The 19,795-nt window shown below is 72.7% G+C and carries 16 protein-coding genes and 1 pseudogene; 8 read left to right on the forward strand and 9 right to left on the reverse strand.

The features are described 5' to 3' along the window. Positions 1–118: 118 nt before the first annotated feature. Positions 119–1,162 (forward strand): LacI family DNA-binding transcriptional regulator, encoded by a 1,044-nt coding sequence (locus ADX84_RS06095; protein ID WP_049568837.1) that lies wholly within the window; start codon positions 119–121, stop codon positions 1,160–1,162. Between the two features lie 248 nt (positions 1,163–1,410). Further along, a complete protein-coding gene (locus tag ADX84_RS06100) occupies positions 1,411–3,024 on the forward strand; it encodes a BCCT family transporter (protein ID WP_049568840.1) in 1,614 nt (537 codons plus the stop codon). Here ADX84_RS06100 and ADX84_RS06105 read toward each other — a convergent pair. Continuing rightward, positions 3,021–3,950 carry a DMT family transporter gene (locus tag ADX84_RS06105; RefSeq protein ID WP_082206322.1) on the reverse strand — a complete coding sequence of 310 codons (930 nt, stop codon included), beginning with the start codon at positions 3,948–3,950 and terminating at the stop codon, positions 3,021–3,023. The genes ADX84_RS06100 and ADX84_RS06105 overlap by 4 nt on opposite strands. Before the next feature lie 37 nt (positions 3,951–3,987). Here ADX84_RS06105 and ADX84_RS06110 point away from each other — a divergent pair, with 37 nt between their 5' ends. Further along, complete coding sequence (locus ADX84_RS06110) at positions 3,988–5,394, forward strand: PLP-dependent aminotransferase family protein (RefSeq protein WP_049568846.1); 1,407 nt, start codon at positions 3,988–3,990, stop codon at positions 5,392–5,394. 22 nt (positions 5,395–5,416) lie between these two features. Here the strand turns inward: ADX84_RS06110 and ADX84_RS06115 are convergent, their stop codons facing one another. Beyond that, a complete protein-coding gene (locus ADX84_RS06115) occupies positions 5,417–5,983 on the reverse strand; it encodes a TIGR03086 family metal-binding protein (RefSeq protein WP_049568849.1) in 567 nt (188 codons plus the stop codon). Between the two features lie 129 nt (positions 5,984–6,112). On the opposite strand from ADX84_RS06115, the gene ADX84_RS06120 reads away from it, so the two are divergent. Together ADX84_RS06120 and ADX84_RS06125 are read left to right on the forward strand one after the other, a co-directional pair. Further along, a complete protein-coding gene (locus tag ADX84_RS06120) occupies positions 6,113–7,291 on the forward strand; it encodes a trans-acting enoyl reductase family protein (RefSeq protein ID WP_049568852.1) in 1,179 nt (392 codons plus the stop codon). A 49-nt stretch (positions 7,292–7,340) separates the two neighbouring features. Then, the gene (locus tag ADX84_RS06125) at positions 7,341–8,252 is read left to right on the forward strand and encodes a patatin-like phospholipase family protein (protein ID WP_199776486.1); all 912 of its coding nucleotides are present in this window, start codon (positions 7,341–7,343) and stop codon (positions 8,250–8,252) included. A gap of 875 nt (positions 8,253–9,127) precedes the next feature. Here ADX84_RS06125 and ADX84_RS06130 read toward each other — a convergent pair. The 3 genes from ADX84_RS06130 to ADX84_RS06140 form a co-directional block, all read right to left on the reverse strand. Further along, positions 9,128–10,129: a hypothetical protein gene (locus tag ADX84_RS06130; protein ID WP_049568855.1), complete on the reverse strand. Its 1,002-nt coding sequence runs from the start codon at positions 10,127–10,129 to the stop codon at positions 9,128–9,130. 325 nt (positions 10,130–10,454) lie between these two features. Beyond that, positions 10,455–11,948 carry an aminopeptidase P family protein gene (locus tag ADX84_RS06135; protein ID WP_049568858.1) on the reverse strand — a complete coding sequence of 498 codons (1,494 nt, stop codon included), beginning with the start codon at positions 11,946–11,948 and terminating at the stop codon, positions 10,455–10,457. Positions 11,949–12,112: 164 nt separating this feature from the next. Then, positions 12,113–12,658 (reverse strand): GNAT family N-acetyltransferase, encoded by a 546-nt coding sequence (locus ADX84_RS06140; protein ID WP_049568862.1) that lies wholly within the window; start codon positions 12,656–12,658, stop codon positions 12,113–12,115. Between the two features lie 188 nt (positions 12,659–12,846). Between ADX84_RS06140 and ADX84_RS06145 the strand changes: the two genes are divergently transcribed. Further along, positions 12,847–13,944, forward strand: coding sequence for an alanine--glyoxylate aminotransferase family protein (locus tag ADX84_RS06145; RefSeq protein ID WP_049568864.1), 1,098 nt, complete (start codon positions 12,847–12,849; stop codon positions 13,942–13,944). Between the two features lie 47 nt (positions 13,945–13,991). Here the strand turns inward: ADX84_RS06145 and ADX84_RS06150 are convergent, their stop codons facing one another. Both ADX84_RS06150 and ADX84_RS06155 read right to left on the reverse strand, forming a co-directional pair. Further along, complete coding sequence (locus ADX84_RS06150) at positions 13,992–14,213, reverse strand: DUF3099 domain-containing protein (protein WP_049568867.1); 222 nt, start codon at positions 14,211–14,213, stop codon at positions 13,992–13,994. Positions 14,214–14,305: 92 nt separating this feature from the next. After that, positions 14,306–15,211: pseudogene (locus ADX84_RS06155) on the reverse strand (oxygenase MpaB family protein); the annotation flags it as partial. A gap of 188 nt (positions 15,212–15,399) precedes the next feature. Here ADX84_RS06155 and ADX84_RS06160 point away from each other — a divergent pair. Then, complete coding sequence (locus ADX84_RS06160; protein ID WP_049568870.1) at positions 15,400–16,113, forward strand: nuclear transport factor 2 family protein; 714 nt, start codon at positions 15,400–15,402, stop codon at positions 16,111–16,113. Between the two features lie 18 nt (positions 16,114–16,131). Here the strand turns inward: ADX84_RS06160 and ADX84_RS06165 are convergent, their stop codons facing one another. Together ADX84_RS06165 and ADX84_RS06170 are read right to left on the reverse strand one after the other, a co-directional pair. Then, positions 16,132–16,821 (reverse strand): response regulator transcription factor, encoded by a 690-nt coding sequence (locus tag ADX84_RS06165; protein WP_049568873.1) that lies wholly within the window; start codon positions 16,819–16,821, stop codon positions 16,132–16,134. Further along, positions 16,788–18,203, reverse strand: coding sequence for a sensor histidine kinase (locus tag ADX84_RS06170; protein ID WP_049568876.1), 1,416 nt, complete (start codon positions 18,201–18,203; stop codon positions 16,788–16,790). The genes ADX84_RS06165 and ADX84_RS06170 overlap by 34 nt, the downstream gene beginning before the upstream one ends. Positions 18,204–18,339: 136 nt before the next feature. Between ADX84_RS06170 and purB the strand changes: the two genes are divergently transcribed. Further along, entirely contained in the window at positions 18,340–19,770 is a 1,431-nt protein-coding gene (gene purB, locus ADX84_RS06175) for an adenylosuccinate lyase (protein WP_049568879.1), read from the forward strand. The last annotated feature ends 25 nt before the right edge of the window (positions 19,771–19,795 follow it).

Below are 19,795 nucleotides of genomic sequence, written 5' to 3' on the forward strand. Positions count from 1 at the left end.
GGGCGGGCACGGGCCCCGTTCGACCGCCGGGCACCGGCCCCCGCCCGCCCGGACCGCCGTGGCACACCCGCCGCCGCCCCGGCATCATGGCCGGACACCTCCCTTCGGAAGGACCACCATGCCCGCCTCTCGCAAGCGCGTGACCCTGCGCGACGTCGCCACCCGAGCCGGGGTCTCGGTCGCCCAGGCCAGCTTCGCGCTCAACGGCCAGGGGCGGGTGGCCCCGGCAACCGTGGAGCGGGTCCGCCGGGCCGCCGCCGACCTCGACTACCAGGTGGACGGTCGGGCGCGGGCGCTGCGCACCGGACAGAGGTCGGCCTACGGGGTGGTCATCCGCAACATGCGCAACCCCTTCTTCCTGGACGTGCTGCGGGGCATGGAGGTGCGGGCGCATCGTGAGGGCGCGTTCCTGCTCATCCTCAGCTCCGACTACGACGTGGACCGCGAGGCCGCCGCGCTGCGCAGGCTCGCCGCCGAGGGGGTCGGCGGGGTCGCGATCAGCCCGATCGGTCGGCACGGTCCGCTGACCGACTGGCTCCCCCGTCACCCCGACGTCCCCGTGGTGGCCTTCAACCGCACGCCCGACCCCGCGCTCTCCGGTGGGGCGCGGCTGTCGACGGTGGGCCCCGACGACGGGGCCGCCGTCGCCCTGGCACTGGGGCACCTGCGCGCGCGGGGCCATCGGGGGGCCACGCTGGTCGTGGCCCCCGAGGGGCTGGCCGCCGACTGGGGACGCGAGGAGGAGTTCGTCCGTCGATGCGAGGAGTGGGGCCTGGCGGGAACCGTGGTGCGCTGTCACCTGGACCACGACAGCGTCGCCCGCATGGTGGTGGAGCGGCTGGGCGTCGGCTCCCATGGGCGCGGCGGGGCGGGCGGGCACGAGGCCTTCGTGGTCAACTCCGACTACCTGGGCTCGGCCGTGTACGCCGCCGCCCGCTCCCTGGGGATACGGGTCGGTCGGGACGTGAGCGTGGTCGGGCACGACGACCTGGCCACCTCCGGGCTGCTCGACCCGGGCCTGACCACCGTGGGCCTGGACCGGGAGCTGCTGGGCGATCACGCCATGCGCCTGCTGGTCTCCCCGGGCGAGGACCCCGAAGGGCGCCGCGTCCGACTTCCCGTGCACCTGGTGGAGCGGGACTCGGTGGCCCTCCTCTGTTGAGGCGGCCGCTGTCGTCCCCGAGCCGGGGGGCGACGGTGGGTGGCCGGTACGACGGATCGCCCCGTGCGCGGGGGTTCTCGGCGCCTGCGCCGTACGCAGACACCGGCGCGAAAGCGTTCACGGCCACACACCGGCGTGGCGCGACGCACCCTCTCATCTCCGCTCCAACCTGGACGAACGCACGTAGACTCGGCCGGTCTGCCGGGGCTTCCGGTGGATGATTCCAATCGAGGGGCATCCTCTACTCCATGTCTTCCACCCCGAGCACACGCGTGCCCGAAACCGGCCGACGACCGGATCCCTGGGTCGTCGGAATCTCCGGCGGCCTGCTGATCGCCTTCGTCCTGGCGGCGCTCGTGTCCCCCTCCGGTGTCAGCGCCGCCGTTGACACCGCGTTCGCGTGGTCGGCGCGCTGGTTCGGCGCCTACTGGCAGGTCCTGCTCCTGGCCACCGTGGTCATCGCCACGATCCTGGCCTTCTCCCGCTACGGGCGGGTGCGGATGGGCGGAACCGACGCCCCCGGGTTCACCTGGTTCCGGTGGGTCGCCATGGTCCTGACCACCCTGCTGGCCGCGGGCGGCGTCTTCTGGGCCGCCGCCGAGCCCCTGGCCCACTACGTCGACCCGCCGCCGCAGTACGCGCACATGGCGGGCGGCATGGAAGGCGCCTCGGTCGCCCTCGCGCAGACCTTCGTCCACTGGGGCTTCCCGGCCTGGGCGATCGGTGGTTCGCTGGCCACGCTGGTGATGATGCGCGGTGTGGAGAAGGGCATGCCCCTGCGACCCCGCACACTGCTGTGGCCACTCATGGGTGAGCGCATCCGCACCCATTGGATCGGCACCGTCGCCGACATCAGCTGCGTGGTCGCCGTGGTCGCCGGAACGGTCGGCCCGATCGGTTTCCTCGGTCTCCAGATGTCCTACATCGGCGGCGAGATGTTCGGGGTGGGTTCCGGGTTCGGCACCCAGGTGGCGATCATCCTGGGCCTGACGGTCGTGGCGACCATCTCGGTGCTCAGCGGCCTCGACCGGGGCATCCAGCTGCTCAGCCGGATCAACGTCTGGGCCGCGCTGGTGCTGATCGTGTGCGTCGTCGGGCTTTCCTCCCTGCCCTTCGTCGTCGACCTGTTCCTCCAGGCCAGCGCCGTGCACGTGCGTGAGTTCGTACCCATGGCCCTGTTCCGGGGCGACACCGAGTGGCTCGGCTACTGGACCGTCTTCTTCTTCGGCTGGTTCATCGGCTACGGCCCGATCATGGCCATCTTCATCGCTCGCATCTCGAAGGGCCGCACGGTCCGCCAGATCTATGTGGGCGCCACGGTGCTGCCCGCCGTCGTCACCTCCGTGTGGTTCACCGCCCTGGGCGGCAGCGGGCTGTGGCTCGAGCAGCGCGACCCGGGGGCCGTCTCCGGCCCGTACGAGGAGCACGGCCTTCCCGCCGCGGCACTGGCCATCGTTCAGGCCCTGCCGCTGAGCGCGGTGCTGGCGCTGATCATGGTGGTCGTCACGCTCATCTTCTTCGCCGCCACGCTCGACGCCATGTCGTACTCGATCTCCTCCGCCAGCATGCACTCGGGCGAGCCCTTCCCGTGGGTGCGGGCGTTCTGGTGCCTCGGTATGGGCGCCGCCGCCATCGCGCTGCTCACGGTGGGCGACAACGGCGTGCAGGCCCTCCAGTCGTTCATCGTGGTGACCGCCGTACCGGTGGGGCTGATCCTGCTGCCCACGCTGTGGAGCGCTCCGCGCCTGGTCCGGGAGATGGCGGTGGAGCAGGGGATCGTCCCCGCCCCCGCTCCCCGCGCCGCGGGCGAGGACGAGGGTTCCGAGACTGACGCCGAGGCGGAGCGGGTGACCACGGGTTAGGTCCCGCTTCTCCGTACGGCGGGGCCGCCCCTGACCACCGTCGTCCGTCCGAGCCTGGACCGGACGGCGACGGTGGCGCACAGGACCACCGCGGCCCCGCCGAGGACCGTGGGCCAGGTCAGGTGCTCACCGAGCAGCAGGGCGGCCCATCCGAGGGTCATCACCGGCTGGGTGAGCTGGATCTGGCTCACCCGGGTCATCGGGCCGATCGCCAGGCCCCGGTACCAGGCGAAGAAGCCCAGGTACATGCTGACCACCGCCAGGTAGGCCCACGAGGCCCACTCGGCCGGGGTCCCGCTCGGCGGCTGCTGGGCCACCGCGACCCCGCACAGGGCGATCATGAACGGGGCGGAGAGCACCAAGGCCCAGGAGACGGTCTGCCACGCGCCGAGCTCGCGGGCGAGGAGACCGCCCTCCGTGTAGCCGATCGCGGCCGCGATGACCGCGCCGAACAGCAGCAGGTCGGACCAGACCAGGCCGGAACCGGCCCCCGCTCCCTGGAGGCTCGCGAAGCCCACCGCCGCGGCCGCGCCCACCGCCGCCATGGCCCAGAACACCGCCGGGGGCCGTTCGTGACCACGCAGCACCGCCGTCACGGCGGTCGCGGCGGGCAGCAGAGCGATGACGACCGCGCCGTGGCTGGCCGACGCGGTGGTGAGGGCGAACGAGGTCAGTAGCGGAAACCCCGCCACCACTCCCCCGCCGACCAGCGCCAGACGGAACCACTGGCCGCCCCGGGGAAGACGCTGCCGGGTGAGCGCGAGCGCGGTGCCAGCCAGCAGGGCGGCGGCCACCCCGCGCCCTGAGCCGACGAACAGGGGTGACATGGTTCCGCCCGCCACCGCGACGCGGGTGAACGGGACGGTCAGGGAGAAGGCCGCGACCCCCAGAAGCCCCCACCAGAGCCCGGTTCGAGTGGATAGCACCCTGGGCTGATCATGAGTAGCGCTACTATTGATCCTCATGTCCAACGATAGCAGTGCGCGAATCGTCGAGGGGCTGCGCGCGTGGATCGCCGGCGCGCCGCCCGGAGCCAGGCTGCCCTCGACCCGGGCCCTGGTGGCCGAGTACGCCGCGAGTCCGGTCACGGTGCAAAAGGCCCTGCGAACGCTGGCCGCGCAGGGAGTGCTGGAGAGCCGTCCGGGCGTGGGCACCTTCGTTCGCGCGATCCGGGTCGCCCGGCCTCACGACTACGGGTGGCAGACCGCCGCGCTCGGCGCGCCCCGGCACCGCTCCCCCGGTCTGAACACGGCGCTGCGCACCCCGCCCAACGACGCGATCGCGCTCCACTCGGGCTACCCGGACCGGGAACTGCTCCCCGAACGACTGGTGCGCGCCGCCTTCGCGCGCGCGGCCCGCAGCGAGGCGACCGTGGCCAGGCCCCCGTCCGCCGGGTTGCCCGACCTCCAGGCCTGGTTCGCCGCCGGGCTGACCGCGCACACCCCCGTGGGTGTCACGCCACCCGCGCCCGGCGACGTGCTCGTCCTCCCCGGAAGCCAGAGCGGGTTGAGCGGTGTGTTCCGCTCCCTGGTGGGTGCCGGACGGCCCGCCCTGATCGAGTCACCCACCTACTGGGGCGCGACCCGCGCGGCCGCGCAGGCGGGTGTGGAGGCGGTTCCGGTGCCCAGCGGGATCCACGGACCGGACCCGGACGAACTGGACCGCGCGTTCGAGCGGACCGGGGCGCGTGTGCTGTACGCGCAGCCCAACTTCGCCAACCCCACCGGAGCCCGCTGGTCCACCGACCTGGGCGACCGGGTGCTGGAGATCGTGCGTCGCCATGGCGCCTTCCTCGTGGAGGACGACTGGGCGCACGACTTCGGGATCGACGCGCGGCCGACCCCTCTGGCGGCGCGTGACGACGGCGGGCACGTGGTGTACCTGCGCTCACTCACCAAGAGCGTGTCACCGTCCGTGCGCGTGGCCGGGCTGGTCGCCCGGGGCCCGGCCCGGGAGCGCGTTCTCGCGGACGCGCAGTCAGAGGCCATGTACGTCAGCGGAGTGTTGCAGGCGGTGGCGCTGGACGTCGTCACCCAGCCCGCCTGGCGCACCCACCTGCGGGGGCTGCGCCAGCAGCTGGCCGCGCGCCGCGACCTCCTCGTCGAGGCGCTGCGCGAGCACGCGCCCAGCACGTATCTGGAGGCGGTTCCCCAGGGCGGGCTCAACCTGTGGCTGCGGCTGCCGGACGCCACCGACCTGCCCCGTGTCGTCCGCGAGTGCGAGGAAGCCGGGGTCGTCGTCGCCCCCGGCGGCGAGTGGTTCCCAGCCGAGCCCACCGGCCCCTACCTCCGGCTCAACTACGCGGGCCCACGCCCGGGCGCCTTCCCCGAGGGGGCCCGCGTGCTGGGCCGGGCCTTGGAGCGCGGCTGAGGGCACCGCCCGGGGACTCCGCCTAGGCCTTGCGCCCGGTCAGGGCGAGGAGCCGGGTCTGGGGGTCGGCGTCGGGCCCCACGGGGACCTGTTCGGCGAACAGGCTGCTGCCGGACAGCACCGCCTGGTTCTCACCGGCCCATTCGAGCAGCTCCGCGACCAGAGCGGGATCGAGCCGCTCGTCGGCGCCGACCGCCCTGGCCAGGTCCCAGGCGTGGATCCCGAGGTCGAAGGTCATCTGCCACAGGTACACGTGGCCCGGGACGTCGCCGAAGGACAGGTGCACCGTCCGTTCCAGCGCGGAGGGGGCCAGCCAGGCGGTGCGGGCCTCTCGGGAGGCCACGGACCAGGTGGCGGCCGGTTCCTCGCCGAGGACGTCGCCGTCGAAGCGGTCCCCGACCTCCTCGATGCTCGCTCCGTCGAGCAGGGACGGCACCCACAGCTGCTCCGAGGTGAGGTGGTTGACCAGGTCGTGCACGTCCCAGTCCGTGCAGGGGGTGGGTCGTGCCCAGTCGGTCAGGGCCACCTCCGCCACTCGGCGGTCGAACTCCGCCATCGCGGTGCCGTGCAGGTCGACCAGGTCGGCCATGGTGTCACTCCTGTGCTCGGATGCCGTTCCGAAGCTGCCTACCCGGTGGCCCCGGCCCGCCAAACCGGTTGGACCGGGCGTGCGAGACTGAGTCCGGCTCATGGAGCAGATCTGAGAGGTTGGACCACCGTGGAACGCGGTCATGACATCGTCCTGTTCGGCGCGACCGGCTTCACCGGTTCGCTGACCGCCGAGTACCTGGCCACCAACGCCCCACGTGGGCTGAGGTGGGCCATCGCGGGGCGGGACCGCGACCGGTTGGAGGCGGTGCGGGCGGAGCTGGCCGAGATCGATCCGGACCGGCCCCTGCCGGAGCTGCTGCTGGCCGACGTCGACGACCCCGCCTCGATGCGTGCCCTCGCCGCCTCCGCCCGGGTCGTCATCTCCACGGTGGGACCCTACGCCGAGCGCGGCGAACCCCTGGTGGCCGCCTGCGCGGCCGAGGGCACCGACTACGTGGACCTGTGCGGCGAGCCCGCCTTCGTGGACCTCATGTACGTCCGCCACCACGCCACCGCGGTCCGCACCGGCGCGCGGATCGTGCACGCCTGCGGTTTCGACTCGATCCCCCACGACCTGGGGGTGCTGTTCACCGTCGAGCGGCTGCCCGAGGGGGTTCCGCTGCACGTGGAGGGGTTCGTTCGTGCCCGGGGGAACGTCTCCGGGGGCACCCTGCACTCGGCCGTGGACGCCTTCGCGGACTCGGCGGGCATGCTGGCGGCGGCGCGGGAGCGGAGTCGGGTCGAGGACGGGCCGCGGGATCGGCGGGTGCGGATCGACAACCGTGGTCGGCCGCGCACCCGGCTGGCGCGGGGGTGGCCCCTGCCCCTGCCCACCCTGGACCCTCGGGTCGTGGTCAGGTCAGCGGCGGCCCTCGAACGCTACGGACCGGACTTCACCTACGGCCACTACGCGGCCTTCCGGCGGCTCGGCAGCGCCCTGGGCGCGGTCGGCGCGGCCGCCGGGGTGATGGCGGCAGCCCAGGCACCGCCGTTGCGGGATCGTCTGAAGTCGCTGCGTCCGCCGGGCGCGGGCCCCTCCGAGGAGCAGCTGGCCAACGGGTGGTTCACCGTGCACTTCGCGGGGTCGGGCGGCGGCCGTCGGGTGCACACGTTGGTCTCGGGTGGCGAGCCCGGGTACGGGGCGACCTCGGGGATGCTCGCGGAGTCGGCGCTGTGCCTGTGGGAGGACGACCTCCCACCGACCTCGGGCCAGGTGACCACCGCCGTGGCCATGGGCGACGCGCTCATCCGGAGGCTGCCCCGGGCCGGGATCGACTTCGAGGTCCTGCGCACCGTCGAGGAGTGAGGGGCCGCCCAGGCCGGTTCCGGAGCGCCTCCCTTCCTACACTGTCCGGGTGACAGACGCGCCTGAGACCCCCCGTGGCACCACCCCGCCCCTCCCAGCCGACCCCCCGGACATCCCCATCGGTGAACGCTGCCCCGGTCCGGTGGCGTTCGTGCTCGGCGGGGGCGGGGTGCGCGGCGCCGTCGAGGTGGGCATGATCCGCGCGCTGCTGGAGGAGGGGATCGCACCGGACCTGGTGGTGGGGACCTCCATCGGCGCGATCAACGGCGCGGTGCTGGCCGCCGACCCCTCGACGGCGGCGGTGGAGCGGCTGACCCGCACCTGGACCTCGGAGGAGGCCAACACGGTGTTCGGGGAGGCCGTGGGTCGTCAGCTGCACCGGATCGTGACGACCCGCACGCACCTGATCTCGCCCGAACCGCTGCGCCGCCTCCTGGTGAAGATGCTGGGCCCCGATCCCGCCTTCGAGGACCTGGCGGTACCGCTGCGCGTGGTGGCGGCCAGCATCGAGCGTGCGGCCGAGCACTGGTTCTCTGAGGGGCCGCTGATCGAGGCCGTGCTCGCCTCCTCCGCCGTCCCGGGGCTGCTGCCGCCCACCCGGATCGACGGCGAGCACTTCATGGACGGCGGGATCGTCAACTCCATCCCGATCGAGGCCGCCGTTCGGGCGGGTGCGCGCACGGTGTACGTGTTGCAGGTGGGGCGGGTGGAGGAACCGCTGTCGCCGCCGACCAACCCGGTGGAGACGGCGCGGGTGGCCTTCGAGATCGCGCGCCGCCACCGTTTCGCCCGGGACCTCGCGACGCTGCCGGAGGACGTCCGGCTGCACGTACTGCCCAGCGGGGGTTCGTTGGACGGCGACGACAAACCGTTGGCGTTCCGGCGGCTGGACACCGTACAGAGGCGGATCGACCGCGCCTACGAGGCCTCACGGGGGTACCTGGCCGGGGTCGACGCCTGACCCGCTCCCCTCGTCGGTCCTGACCTCGACCAGTTGCGCGTCCAGGGGGTCCCCGCCGAGCTCCACGCGGCGTAAGCGGAGGCCGGGGCGGACCGCGTCGTCGCGGGCGCGGACCGCGCGGGGTGGTTGGAGGAGGGACTTCGTCGCCGAGGCCAGCGCCCTGCCGCCCGATCGGCCCGGGACCGCTGGGCACGCTGTCACCGGCACGGGAGACGCGACCGGTCCGGCCACAGGACTGCCCGCGGTGCCATGACCCGACCGGGGCGGCCCCTGGGCCAGGGGGTGTCCTTTGGTTGGTTTCACCGGTAGCGGCGGAGCCGCCACCGGTGTGAGCGGCCATCTCCCCTGCTGTGCACCGCTACGCAAGCTCCGCAGTCTCACACAGCGGGGCCCGGCCATCCCTCGCGGGCCGCTGGAGCGAGGCTGCCCCTACTGTGCGCTGCCACGCAGGCTCCGCGGTGTCGCGCAGCGGGGTCTGCCCCGGGGTTGGCTTCTGAGCTTCCTCGGCGCGGCGAGAGGCAGCCTGGTGGAAACACGAGGAGACCGCGCCGCAGGCGTCCCTTGAGGGCGGTGGAGGGTGACGAAGAGGGAAAGCACCGCGCCGCAGGCATCCCTTGAGGGCGGTGGAGGGCGACGAAGAGGGAAAGCACCGCGCCACAGGCATCCCTTGAGGGCGGTGGAGGGCGACGAAGAGGGAAAGCACCGCGCCACAGGCATCCCTTGAGGGCGGTGGAGGGCGACGAAGAGGGCAGGCACCGCGCCACAGGCATCCCTTGAGGGCGGTGGAGGGCGACGAAGAGGGCAGGCACCGCGCCGCAGGCGTCCGTTGAGGGTGGTGGAGGGTGACGGGTGGGAGGAGGGAGCCAAACCACGACCTAGGGCTTCACGTTCAGGGCGTACACACCCTCGGTGGTGGCCAGGACCACCACCCGGTCCGGTGCGGCGACCAGGTCCTCCAGGTCGCCCGGCCAGGTCTCGGGGATCTCCACGACCGGCTGTCCCGGGCGGTCCAGGTACCGGACGCGCAGCCGGTCCAGGTACCAGGAGCCCAGACCGCCGGGGCGGGCGTCCTCCTCCTGGTATACGGCGACCGCCTCGCCCTCCCACTCGGCCAGGGACACCAGTGTGCGCGGCCCGCCGAGCTCGGCGACCAGTTCGAGGTCGGGCAGCGAGTGGACCCTTCCGGCCACCGCCAGCAGGGATCGTCCGCCCACCCGGGCCGCCACCGTCTCGGAGTCGGCGTGGCTCTCCACCTCGCCGAGGTACTCGCCGTCCTCCAACCGGTACACGCGCTCGCGGGGGTGTTCGTAGTCGGCGAGGATGACCGGGTCGAAGCCCGGGTCCTGACCGGGGGCGACCAGGAAGTCACCGGCGAAGGACATCCGCTCCCCCCGGGCCTCGTGGCCGGGCCGGGAGTCGGCGAGGTCGGGCACGGTCTCCCCTGTAAAGGGGTCCACCGCCCACCACCGGGTGCCGCCGTCACCGTCCTCACCGAAGAGGAGCACCACCGCCTCCTTGTCCAGGACGCGCAGGGCCACGTCGTCTGGCCACAGCTCACCCGGCTCGGCGAGGTCGGTCTCCAGCAGCGGCGTGCCGGTGCTCGGGTCGCGCACCGTCACCGAGCGCCGGGAGGCCTGGACCAGGACCGTGCCGGGCCACTGCTGCCCGTCGGGCGCCCGCGCCAGGTTGACCGGTCCCTGCGCCTCGAAGGCGGTGCCCAGGGGGCGCAGGGAGCGGGTGTCGAAGGCCCGGGCCTCGTACCGCGACTTCCTGGGGTCGGGGTTGGGGTCGACGTCGCCGTGAACGAGGACCGTCCGCTCCGCCAGGAACAGGCGGGGAAACCTCAGCCCCCTGCGCCACAGCCGTTCCGCGCGCACGCGTGAACCTCCCCCAGTTCTGTCTTACGTATCCGCTCGCCACAAAAACCGTAGCGGGTGCCAGATCGGACCGCTCCCTGATCGGGAAGGCCGTCGGTGGATCAGACTGATGGTTCCATACCCGCCCCGTTGAATATCCGGACAGGGCGGGCATGCCACATTCCCGCCCACGATCGGAGCGAGGCTACGGACAGCCGAAATCCTCCGGCCACCGCCGCTACACAGGCCCACCGGTGACCGAATTCCGGGCCGGACACGGCGCACGGGCCGCCTTCCTCCGGGGAAGACGGCCCGTGCGCCGGTTCGGGCCTCGGGAACGCTGCGGTCAGCGCGGCAGGCGCTCGGCCAACCAGGCCTCGACGTCGGCGGAGGACCTCGGCAGGCCGGCCGACATCACGGTGCGGCCCTCCTCGGTGACCAGGACGTCGTCCTCGATGCGCACGCCGATGCCGCGCAGCTCCTCGGGGACGGTGAGGTCGTCGGGCTGGAAGTACAGGCCCGGCTCCACGGTGAGCACCATGCCCGGCTTCAGTTCGCCGTACAGGTGGGTCTCCTGACGGGACACGGCGCAGTCGTGCACGTCCATGCCGAGCATGTGGCCGGTGCCGTGCAGCGTGTACCGGCGCTGGAGGCCCAGCTCGAGAACGCGGTCGACCGGACCCTCCAGCAGGCCCCACTCCACCAGGCCCTCGGCCAGCGCGCGCTGGGAGGCCTCGTGGAAGGCGGTGAAGGGCTGGCCCGGGGCCACGGCGGCGATCCCGGCCTCCTGCGCCTCGTAGACCAGGTCGTAGACCTTGCGCTGGAGGTCGGTGAAGGTCCCCGAGACCGGCATGGTGCGGGTGACGTCGGCGGTGTAGAGGGTGGTGGTCTCCACACCGGCGTCAAGGAGCAGCAGGTCGCCCTCGCGGACCGGGCCGTCGTTGCGGGTCCAGTGCAGGGTGGTGGCGTTGGCGCCGGAGGCAGCGATGGTGCCGTAACCGACGTCGTTGCCCTCCACCCGGGCCCGCAGGAAGAAGGTGCCCTCCACGAAGCGCTCGGAGGTGTCCCTGGCCTGCGGGAGCGCCTTGGCGACGTCGCCGAAGCCGCGCGCGGTGGCGTCGACGGCCAGCTGGAGCTGGGCCACCTCCCACTCGTCCTTGACCAGGCGGTGGTCGGCCAGGGCGACGCCGAGGTCCTCGTCGAGCTGGGCGGACTTGGCGCGGGCCTCGTCGTCGGCGTCGGCGCGCAGCTCGTCCACGAGGGCGTCGATCTCGGCGTCGTGGCCGCGCACCACGCGCGTGGTGACGGAGGCGTCGCCGCGAAGCTCCGCGGGAAGGGTGCGCACGTCGGCGGTGGGCACGCCGAGCAGGTCGGAGGCCTCGCCGAGGCTGTTGCGGCGTCCGGTCCACAGCTCGCCGTAGCCGCCGAGCCAGAACTCGCCGTTGTCGCGGTTGGAACGCGGCTTGAGGTAGAGGACCACGTCGTGGCCGCCGTCGGCCTTCGGGGTGAGCACCAGGCAGTTGCCGTCGGTGGTGTCACCGGTCAGGTAGGCGTAGTTGGTGGCGGCGCGGAAGGGGTACTCGGTGTCGTTGGAGCGGGTCAGGAGCTGCCCGGAGGGGATGACCAGGCGGTCGCCGGGGAAGGCCGCGCTGAGCGTGGACCGGCGGCGGGCGGTGTGCTCGGCCTGCTCGATCGGCTCGAGGTCCCGCAGTTCGGTGTCGGCCCAGCCGGTGGTCATCCACGCCGCGAGCTCGTCGGAGACCGACTGCGCCTGGCCGTTCTTGCGCGGCCTGAACACGGGGGCGTCGACCTCGGCCTCGGGACGCTGCTGCTCGCTCACGTTGTGACTCTCCAGAGTTCGTCGAAAGGGTGCGGGGAGCGCGGACCGCTGGTGGCGGTCGCCCTGTCCTCATCGTACGGGGGCCTTCGTACCCCTGTCCGCACGCCGGACATAGCGCTCCCCATAACGTCGGGACCAGCGCCTGTGTGCCCGTGCGCCGCCGGTCAGACCCGGTCCGGGGTCAGATCGTGGGCGAAGGGGATGGCCTTCGGGTAGGGCAGGTCCTCGACGGTGGCCGGGTCCACCCAGCGGTAGCCGATCCGCTCGTACAGGGCGACCGCCTCGGGCTGGGAGGGCCCGGTGAAGAGGATGACCCGGGTGTAGCCGAGGTCACGCGCCGCACCCTCGAGCGCGCTCATGATCCGCCGTCCCAGTCCGCGCCTCCGGTGCCGGGCGCTGGTCCACACGCGCTTGAACTCGACGGTGTCGGCCTGGATCGCGCGGTCCCGGTGGTACGGCCGCAGCGCTCCCCCGGCCACGACCTCGCCGTCGAGTTCGGCCAGGACCAGGCAGCCGTGCGGGGCGACGAACTCGGTGACCGGGTACCGGCTGAGTTCGTTGGCCGCGCCCTCGGCGCCGTAGCGTTCGGTGTACTCCTCAAGGAGCCCGGCGAGCAGCCCGTCCACCCGGGGGTCGTCGTGGGCCACCCGCAGCATGCGCACGCCGTCGGTGTCGGCTCGTGTGGCCGCCTCGGTGTTGGTGTCGGTCATGGGTGGTTGGGCGTGCGGGGACCAGCCTCCGGCTGGGCGCGGGACGCCCGTCTCCTTCCTGGTCTGGGCCGCTTCGGGACCGGTTCGAGGTGGGGGGGGGAGCGGCGGGTGGTGGCGCGAGAGCCGGAGCACGGCCCCCGGATCACCCCGTTTGGGCCCGGTGGGCCCGTCCCGGCTAGTGTTCGACCATGTCAGTCAGCGAACGCACCCTACTGGGCCCCGGTCCGAGCAACCCCTACCCGGAGGCGACTCTGGGCCTGACCGCTCCGCTCCTCGGGCACCTGGACCCCGAGTTCATCACCCTGCTGGAACGCACCTGCGAGCGGCTGCGTTCCCTCTGGGGCACCGAGAACCCGCTCACACTCCCGCTCTCCGGTACCGGTTCCCTCGGCATGGAGACCGCCTTCGCCAACACCGTGCACTCCGGTGACGTCGTGGTGGTCGCGGTCAACGGCCTGTTCGGCGAGCGGATGTGCGAGGTCGCCGGGCGTTACGGCGCCGAGGTGGTCCGGGTGGACCACGAGTGGGGCCAGCCCGTGGACGTCCAGCGCGTCCTGGACGCCCACCCCGCCCCGAAGCTGGTGGCGGCCGTGCACGCGGAGACCTCCACCGGTGTGGTCAGTGACATCGGCGCGCTGGGCCGGGCCCTGCGCGAACGGTCCGACGACACCCTGCTGCTGGCCGACTGCGTCACCTCGCTGGGCGGAATGCCGATGGACCTCGACAGGTGGCGGGTGGACATCGCCTACTCCGGCACCCAGAAGTGCCTGGGCGTGGCGCCGGGGCTGGCGCCCTTCACCTTCTCCGAGCGCGCCTGGGAGCGCAGGGTGCAGGCCCCGCCCGTGTGGTACGTGGACCTCGGTCTGCTCGGCGCGTACGTGCGCGGCGGCCCTGGTGGGCGCGCCTACCACCACACCGCCCCGACCGCGATGGTCGCCTCCCTGGACGCGGCGCTGGCCCGGATCGTGGAGGAGGGCGTGGACTCCGTCGCCGCGCGCCACGAGGCGGCCGGCGCGCGCCTGCGCGAGGGCCTCCAGGAGATGGGTCTCGAACTGTTCGCCGCCGAGGGGCACCGGTTGTCCCAGCTGACCTCGGTGCGTGTTCCCGAGGGCGTGGACTCGGGCAAGGTGCGCGAGCGACTGCTGCGCGACTACGGCCTGGAGATCGGCGCCGGTGTGGGCCCGTACGCGGCGACGGTCTGGCGGATCGGCCTCATGGGCCACAACGCGCGACTGGACCGCGCCGAGCTGGTCCTCGGCGCTCTGAGGCGCGTCCTGGAGCGCTGACACCGGGGTGCGGGTCCGGCGCGGGGCCGGGCGCGATCGGCGTCGGACTACTCGGCGTTGGGCCCGTACCTGTTGTCGTGGTCGCGCGGGTCGTCCGGGTCGGAGATGCTGCCCAGGGTCATCGCGATCGGTGGCAGCACCATGGCCACCAGGCACATCCCCACCGCCCACCCCGTGCCGAGCAGGTAGTAGGCGGGGGTGGCGCCGACGAAGAGCACCAGGCACGTCCCCATGACGAGCGCGTACCGGACTTTCCTTCGTTTGACCATGTCACCTCCGGTGTCCCGTTGGTGAGGCCGCCCCTGGGACCCACGTTAGTCCGTGGGGTCGGCGCGGTCGAGGTCCGGCTCCGTTCGTGGAGGGCCCGGGCGTGCGGGGACGAGGGCACGGCGCGGGGACGCGCGAGACGCAACCCGTCCTCCACGCGGTATCCGGCCGCGAGGAGCCGTCGCCTGGCCTCGTCCGCGCTGCGCACGGTGGCTTCGTCGAAGAGCAGGTCGTAGTAGCGCTCGGGCACCCGGTTGAGCCCCGAGCGCAGCGCCCGCAGGCTCACGGTGGCCGCTGCCCCCGCCCCGGGCACCTCCGGGAGCGTCCCGTAGGCCCTGCGTGCCCACGGGGGCAGCGTGGCGTAGGACAGCGCGCCGATCGGGAACCAGAGCGGTTTGAGCGGTGTGAGCCAGGCGAGTCGGTCGGGAATCCTGGGCCAGAGCAGGAAGCGCACCGCCTGGCGGGCTTCGGGAGTCACGCGCAGGCTGGGCCGGACGGCGGCCAGGTAGCGGCGCATGTCGGCGACGTCACGGGGAACGTCGCCGGGTGACAGTCCGACGTGGGTGGCGGTGTGCGCCTGCTCGTCGAGGTAGCGGTCGAGGTCGGCAGCGCTCAGTTCCACCCCGGCACGGTGGCAGGTCTCCAGGTACGAGGTGACCTCGGCGCAGTGCACCCACACGAGCAGGTCGTGCCGGTCGACCCGGTGGAGCCGGCCGCTGGCGGGGTCGGTGAAGCTCAGCGCGCGGTGGACGCGGCGGACGTGTCGGCCGAGTGCGTCGGCCTCGGTCAGACTGCCATAGGTGGTGACCGCCACGAAGTGGGCGGTGCGCAGCAGGCGCCCGGTGGGGTCGGAGCGGAAGTCGGAGCGCTGCCAGACCCCCTGCATGGCGATCGGGTGCAGCGCCTGGAGCATGAGGGCGCGCACACCCGCCACCCACATGGAGCGGTCCAGGTGCACCCTCCAGGTGACGCTCTCGGGAGCGGCGACCGTGGGCCTCATCGTGCCTCCTGGGGGTCCGGGGTGTTCCCCCTCGCCGTCCCCGATCGTTCCCCCTCTCCCGGCACGGGCAAACCCAGGCCTGACCCGGGATTGGTCGAACCGGGGGCAGGGAGGGGAGGAGGGTGGAGGGAGAGACACCCGTGAGTCGAGCGTGTCTTTCGAGTTCCCAGCGGAAAGGGGTCCGCACCATGTCTGTCAACACCAGCAGCACCGGATTCGACATCGAGGTCTTCCGGCGGGCCATCGAGGAGGGTGACACCGAGACGCTCGCCCGCCAGTTCACGCAGGACGCGGACATGGAGACCGTGGACCGCCGCACCCCGCCGAGCGCTCCCACCGTCCTCCACGGCCGTGAGTCGATCGAGGACCAGCTCCGGCAGGTGTACTCGATGGACCTGGAGCACGAGGTCCTGGAGTGCGTCACCGACGGCGACCACGCCGCCTACACGGAACGGTGCACGTACCCGGACGGGCTCACTGTCAAGAGCATCTCCATGCTGGACCTGGTCGACGGCAGGATCGTCCACCAGTCCATGGTGCAGGCCTGGGACGAGGAGTCCCCGGGCGCCGTGCGGATCGGTGACTTCGACGCCTCCGACGACCGCATGGAGTTCGACCACGGGCACGTGGAGTCCATGCGCCTGGGCGGCCTGGTACTGAACCGCCTCACCCTCGAGCCGGGGTGGCGCTGGAGCGAGCACATGGGGCCCGAGGCGGGCACGGACCTGTGCATGGCCACCCACTCGCTCACGCTCCTCCAGGGAACCATGGGGTTCCGCACCTCCGACGGCGCCGAGCGCGAACTGCGCGCGGGCCAGGTGGCGTTCGTTCCGCCCGGTCACGACGCCTGGGTCATCGGCGACGAGTCGGCCGTGGTCGTGGACCGCTCCATGGACGGCTGAGTGTCCGCCGCGCCCGGGTCAGTCGGCCTGGGCACGGAGGAACGCCAGTACCGCCTGGACGCGGCGGTGGGTGTCGTCGTCGGGCGGCAGGTCGAGTTTGGCCAGGATGTTGCCGACGTGCTTGCCCACCGCCGCGTCGCTGACCACCAGCTTGCGGGCGATGGCCCCGTTCGAGTGCCCCTCGGCCATCAGCTCCAGCACCTGCCGTTCGCGGGCGGTGAGTCGTTCGAGGGGGTCGGAGCTGCGGCGCAGCAGCTGCCGGACGACCTCGGGGTCCACGAAGGTGGCGCCCTCCACGACCCTTCGCAGGACCGAGGCGAACTCGCGGACGTCGCCCACCCGCTGTTTGAGCAGGTATCCCACGCCCTTGCCGTCGCCCGAGTCGAGCAGGTCGGTGGCGTAGCTGAGTTCCACGTACTGGCTGAGCGCCACCACCGCCAGCCCGGGGTCCTCTCGGCGCAGGCGCACGGCGGCGCGCAGCCCCTCGTCAGTGAAGTCGGGGGGCATCCGGATGTCGGTGACCACCAGGCCGGGGCGGTGCTCGGTCACCGCCTCGACGAGGGCGTCGCCGTCCTCGACGGCGGCGACCACCGGGAAGCCGAAGCGCTCCAGCACGCCCACCAGGCCCTCACGCAGCAGCACTCCGTCCTCCGCGAGCACGGTCGGTACGGGGGTCACGGAGTCGGGTTCGCGGGGATCGGTCCGCACGGCAGCTCCACTCGGATTCGGGTCGGCCCGCCTTCGGGGCTCGCGAGTCTCATTGTCCCGCCCATCACCGCGACCCGGTCACGGAGCCCGGTGAGTCCGCTGCCGCGGTCGGCGTCGGCACCGCCGACCCCGTCGTCGGTGACCTCCACGGAGAGGACGGCGGTTCCGTCGTCCTGCGGCGCGCCCGGGGCCCCTGGTGTTGCGGACCTGGGGTGTCCGGAGGCCAGGTGGGCACGCACGGTCACGGCGTCGGCTTGGGCGTGCTTGTAGACGTTGGTGAGAGCCTCGGCGACCACGAAGTAGGCGGTCCCCTCCACGTGCGCGGGCAGGCGGTGCGGGATCGCGGTCTCCACGGTGACGGGTGCCGGGCAGTGGTCGGCCAGCTCCTGGAGGGCGTCGCGCAGTCCGCGGTCGGTGAGCACGCGCGGGTGGATGCCGCGCACCAGTTCACGGATCTCGGTGATGAGGTCGTCCGCCTTGACCTGGGCCGCGGCCACTCGGAGGTCGGCGGGTGAGCCCTCGTCCAGGTCCACGCGGGCCATGCCCAGGTCCATGCTGAGGGCCACGAGTCGCTGTTGGGCACCGTCGTGCAGGTCGCGTTCGATCCGGCGGCGCTCGTACTCGAAGGCGTTCACGAGCCGGGCGCGGGACTCGGTGACCTGGTCGAGTTCGGCTCGCAGTTCCTCCTTGGGCGGTCCGACCAGGAGGGCGCGGGCGATGACCCCGTGGCCGTAGGAGATGAGCCCGCAGGCGTAGAAGAGCAGGGCCGCCGTGAGTGGGGCGGCCAGGGCGTAGGGCAGCGCCTCGGCCGGGGTGGTGAGGGTGGTCCAGCCCAGGGCGATCGGGCCCTCGTTCTCGTCGCGCAGCAGGACGGGTCCCGCCGCAAGGATCGCCGTGGCCACCGTCAGCGAGACGGTCACCAGCAGGCAGAGGCCGAGGATCGGGAACATGACCGCGGCGTAGGCGACCTCCCGCCACGTGGCGGCCTCGGAGTAGCGGGTGCGCACCCAGCCCCACAGGCCGGGCGGCGGGGGCCGGTGTCCGCTGCGGTTCTCCTCCGGCATCACCAGGTACAGGCGTCGGCGTTCCAGGGCGCCCAGGGGGATGGCCACCAGTGGGGCGAAGCAGAGCACCATGAGGAGCCCGAACAGGAACCACGACGTCAACGAGCCCGCGTCGTCACCGTTTCCCAGCCGCGCCACGAACACCGCCCAGGGCGCGTACACGGGCGACGCCACGACGACCAGGGTGCCCCCGACGGCCAGGGTCGTCAGCTGGTAGGCCAGGGACCGCCACGGCCAGGCCGAGAGCAGGTACCGGGGGCTGGCGAGCGACTGGAGCAGCGTGCTCGGCCCTGTGCGGCGAACGTTCGGGGAGATCATGCCTCCACGCTAGGGCGCGGCTCGGGGCGGGGACATCCGCCGGACCCACCGTTTCGGGGTAGGGACGGCACTACCGGTGAACTGGGGCTGGACCGACGCGCGACCGCCCTGCTCCGGGGCGATAGGGTGGGACGACGTGAGCGCGAAACCTGTGATCCCCGATGTCCTGGCTGCCCGCTACGCGTCCGCGGAGCTGACCCGGCTGTGGTCCCCTGAGTACAAAGTGGTCGCCGAGAGGCGACTGTGGCTGGCCGTTCTGCGCGCCCAGGCGCGTCTGGGCGTGGACGTTCCGGCCGGTGTGGTGGAGGACTACGAGAAGGTCCTCGAACAGGTCGACCTGGCCTCCATCGCCGAGCGCGAGCGAGTCACCCGGCACGACGTGAAGGCCCGGATCGAGGAGTTCAACGCCCTCGCCGGTCACGAGCACGTCCACAAGGGCATGACCTCTCGTGACCTCACCGAGAACGTCGAGCAGCTCCAGGTCCGCGACAGCCTGCTCCTGGTGCGCGACCGCGTGGTGGCGCTGCTGGCCCGGCTCGGTCGGCTCTCCGCCGAGTACGGCGAGACCGTCATGGCGGGCCGTTCCCACAACGTGGCCGCTCAGGCCACCACGCTGGGCAAGCGGTTCGCGTCGATCGCCGACGAGGTGCTGGTGGCCCTGGGGCGCCTGGACGAGCTGATCGCCCGGTACCCGCTGCGCGGGATCAAGGGCCCGGTGGGCACCGCCCAGGACATGCTGGACCTGCTCGGCGGTGACCGTGCGGCGCTGGACACGCTGGAGGACGAGGTCGCCGCCCACCTGGGCTTCGAGCACCGGTTCACGAGCGTGGGCCAGGTGTATCCGCGTTCGCTGGACTTCGAGGTGCTGACCTCGCTGGTGCAGCTCGCCGCGGGCCCGTCCTCCCTGGCGAAGACGATCCGTCTGATGGCCGGGCACGAGCTGGTCACCGAGGGGTTCGCCGAGGGCCAGGTGGGCTCGTCCGCGATGCCGCACAAGATGAACACGCGCTCGTGCGAGCGGGTCAACGGCCTCACCGTGATCCTGCGCGGGTACGCGTCGATGACCGGTGAGCTGGCGGGCGACCAGTGGAACGAGGGCGACGTGTCGTGCTCGGTGGTGCGCCGGGTGGCGCTGCCTGACGCCTTCTTCGCCTTCGACGGGCTGGTCGAGACGATGCTGACGGTCCTGGACGAGTTCGGTGCCTTCCCCGCCGTGGTCTCCGCCGAGCTGGACCGCTACCTGCCGTTCCTGGCCACCACCAAGATGCTGATGGCGGCCGTGCGCGCCGGGGTGGGCCGGGAGACCGCGCACGAGCTCATCAAGGAGCACGCGGTGGGCTCCGCGCTGGCCATGCGCCAGGAGGGCGTGGGCAACCAGCTGCTGGACCGGTTGGCCGCCGACGAGCGCTTCCCGTTGGACCGCGCCGCACTGGACGCGCTGCTGGCCGACCGGATCACCTTCACGGGTGCGGCCGCCGACCAGGTGGCGACCGTGGTGGCGCGGATCGAGGAGATCACCGCCGCCCGTCCGGACGCCGCCGCCTACGCGCCCGGGTCGATCCTGTAGGTACGTGCGACGAAGGGCCCGGAGT

The organism is Nocardiopsis sp. SBT366 (genome assembly GCF_001083815.1).
In the GTDB taxonomy this organism is placed as follows: Bacteria; Actinomycetota; Actinomycetes; order Streptosporangiales; family Streptosporangiaceae; genus Nocardiopsis; species Nocardiopsis prasina.